The organism is Halorubrum sp. AJ67, assembly GCF_000513435.1.
Genome location: NZ_CBVY010000027.1, coordinates 1 through 2,926 on the forward strand (window position 1 = coordinate 1; position 2,926 = coordinate 2,926).

The window sequence follows — 2,926 nt, forward strand, 5'->3', positions numbered from 1 at the left end:
GCCTGCGGCTCCCACACGCCGGTCTCCGGGGGTTCGCCCGACGAGACGAGCGTCGGGACCGGCGCAGCCTCCGGCTCTCTCGGCTCTAACACCTTGTGAACGGTTCCGTGACAGTCCTTCCCCGAGAGGAACCCGCGCTCGCTCGCGGGGTCGGCGAGGGCGTCGTAGTCGTCGCGGTCGCGCAGCCGCGTCAGGTTCCGGCGGTACGCGGCCGGCGACCGATGGAGCGGGAGCCGCCGGAGCGTCCGGTTCGACGCGTCGACCAGTCCGTCGTAGCGGAACGCCAGATCGATCCGTTCGCGCGCCGTCGGCGGCGCGCTCCGATCCCCGTCGCGGCGGACGTAGTACAGTTGTCGGGGACAGTACGCCGCGCGAGCCAGATCGCTGAAGGGAACCAGCGTCACGCGGCCGGCTGGCCGCGGCTTCGGTGATAAATCCGGACGGCGCGCTTCCGGTCTACCCCGACAGCTCGCCGTCACCGCCGTCGGCCGAGTCCAGCCACGAGGTCGCGATCGATTCGAACGGCGCGGAGTAGCCCATCAGCGTCGTGCCCAGCACCGCCATCACGAGGACGTAGCCGACCGCGAAGGCGTTGATCGTCCCCGCCAAGGCCGGGTCGAACGCGCCCGCGTTCGCGCCGGTGACCGCTATCGTCGCGATGATCAGCGAGAACTCGCCGCGGGTGGTCATGCCGAGTCCGACCCGGGTCGACCGACGGACGTTCAGGTCGAACGCGCGCCCTCCGAGGTAGCCGGTGACGAGCTTCGTCGGCGTCGTCACGACCACCGCGAGCGCGACGAGCGCCGCGACTTCGGGGAACAGCGCGGGGTTGGTCGTGAGCCCGATCCAGAAGAAGAACACCGCCGCGAAGGTATCGCGGACCGGCTCCAACAGCGTCTCGATCTCGTGGGCGTACCCAGTCGACGAGAACGCCATCCCGACGAAGAAGGCCGCGACCGCCTCGCTGACGCCGAGCTCGAGGGCGGCACCCGCGACCAACACGACCGTCGCGATCGACCGCAGCGCCACGAACTCCTTGTTGTCCGTCTCGACCAACCGGTCGAACGCCGGGGTCCCGAACTGGGCCAGGGCCAGTAGTCCGACGATGAACCCGATCGCGATCCCGATGTCGGTCGCGGCCGCGGCGACGTCGCCGCCGCCGAGCACCAGGGCGGACGCGACGGAGAGGTACACCGCGATGAACAGGTCCTCGTACACCAGCGTGCCTAACATTGGCTCCGCCTCGTCGTTGGCGATCCAGCCGAGATCGATGAGCGACTTCGTGATCACCGCCGACGAGGAGATGTAGACGATCCCCGCGACCAGAAACGCCGGGAGGAACGCGCCGAAGACGAGCCAGCCCAGAACGAACCCCGCCCCGAAGTTCGCGAGATCGATCGTTCCCGCGACCCCGATCGGACGCCGCCGGGCGAGCAGCCGGTCGAGGTTGAACTCCAGACCCAGAAAGAAGAGCAGGAAGACGATCCCCAGCTCCGCGCCGAGCGCGATGAACTCCGTCTCGGGGACGTAGACGGTCCCGACGACGGGGAGGACGACCCGCCCGAGGACGAACTCCCCGAGCAGCATTCCGACGAGGATGTACGCGGGAATGACGGACTGGCCGAGCCGATTCGCGAGCGCGCCGGCGACCGCGACCGCGGCGAACATGATCCCGACATCGAGCAGCGCCACTACCGATCACCGCCGACGCGAGCGACCGCGGCGGGCGGGGCGGCTTCGAGGGAGCGGCCGCTCATCCGGTGAGAATCTCCTCGAACGCGGCGCAGTTCTCGGGTGTGCCGACCCCGATCAGGGTGTCGCCCTCGCGGAGCGTGGTCTCGGCACCGGGACTGTCGAGCACCCCCTCGTCGCGCTGGATGGCGACGATCGCGAGCCCGGTCCGGTTCCCGATGTCGGCGCTCTCTAAGGTCTCGCCGACGAGCGGCGACCCCGGTGGGAGCTCGTACCACTCTAAGAGGATCCCGCCGGGGAGCGTCGTCTCCTGCGTGTCCGGTTCGACCGGCTGGAAGTACGCGCCCTCGATTATCGACCCGATCTTCCGCGCGAGGTCGTCGTCGAACGCGAACACCTTCTCCGAGTCGTCGTCCGGGTCCGGCCGGCGGAACACCTCGCGTTTCCCCGTGTTGTGGATCACGACGATCATCTCCTCGTCGCCGAGATCGATCTCGAACTTCTTCCCCACGCCGGGGAGGTCGGACTCGCTGATCGTCATACGGGTCGGTGAGGGGCCACGGTAATAGGCGTGTGCGTTCGGCGGCGGAGCGCGTTCCGTCGCACGCGAAACGCCGACGTCGGCCGATCGCACGCGAAAACTCCGACGACCGGTCGCGCACAAAACGCTAAGTGCGACGCATCCGTGGGGGCGAGCATGTGGGGCTCCCGAGGGGGCCGGGACCGACGGACGGTGACGTGTATCGCGTGCGGCGACTCGGTGTTGCGGGAGGACGCGCGCGAGTACGACAAGGAGGGCGACCGGTGGGACCGACGCGACAAGGAGTTCGAGTACCTCTGTGCCGACTGCGACGACGGGATATCACACCAGCCCCGCGGCGGGCTCGAATCGCTGATCTGTTCCATCGAGTCGGACGGACTCTCCACCGAGGAGTTTCTCGGCCGCTACGTCGACGCCGTGACGAGCGACGCCGACGGCCCGGCCGAAACGAGCGACGGGAGGAGCCGATCGGACGACGACCTCCCGGACCGCGACCGCTCCGACCGCGACCGCTCTGACCACGACCGCTCCGACCGCGACCGATAGGTCTACCCGTCGCGGCTCGGTACCGCGGTCGTACGTATGGTCGCCCTCCACCACGTAGCCGTTGCTTCCGACCCCGTGTCGGTCACGCTCGGCACGCTCGACCCCGCACCGCTCGCGGTCAGCGCCGTCGACCCCGTGCCGACCGCC

At 69.2% G+C, this 2,926-nt stretch carries 3 protein-coding genes and 1 pseudogene; 1 reads left to right on the forward strand and 3 read right to left on the reverse strand.

Annotated elements, in window-relative coordinates:
- The 3 genes and pseudogenes from BN903_RS14370 to BN903_RS14380 form a co-directional block, all read right to left on the reverse strand.
- Positions 1-404, reverse strand: a pseudogene (locus BN903_RS14370) (hypothetical protein); the annotation flags it as partial.
- A gap of 52 nt (positions 405-456) precedes the next feature.
- Positions 457-1,692, reverse strand: coding sequence for a cation:proton antiporter (locus BN903_RS14375; RefSeq protein WP_048078383.1), 1,236 nt, complete (start codon positions 1,690-1,692; stop codon positions 457-459).
- A gap of 61 nt (positions 1,693-1,753) precedes the next feature.
- The gene (locus tag BN903_RS14380) at positions 1,754-2,233 is read right to left on the reverse strand and encodes a cation:proton antiporter regulatory subunit (protein WP_048078384.1); all 480 of its coding nucleotides are present in this window, start codon (positions 2,231-2,233) and stop codon (positions 1,754-1,756) included.
- Between the two features lie 156 nt (positions 2,234-2,389).
- Here BN903_RS14380 and BN903_RS14385 point away from each other — a divergent pair, with 156 nt between their 5' ends.
- Positions 2,390-2,779 carry a hypothetical protein gene (locus BN903_RS14385; protein ID WP_048078385.1) on the forward strand — a complete coding sequence of 130 codons (390 nt, stop codon included), beginning with the start codon at positions 2,390-2,392 and terminating at the stop codon, positions 2,777-2,779.
- The last annotated feature ends 147 nt before the right edge of the window (positions 2,780-2,926 follow it).

Bases quoted from the DNA above. Each gene is read 5' to 3' on its own strand.
- BN903_RS14385 (WP_048078385.1), top strand. From the start codon at position 2,390: ATGTGGGGCTCCCGAGGGGGCCGGGACCGACGGACGGTGACGTGTATC.
- BN903_RS14380 (WP_048078384.1), bottom strand. From the start codon at position 2,233: ATGACGATCAGCGAGTCCGACCTCCCCGGCGTGGGGAAGAAGTTCGAG.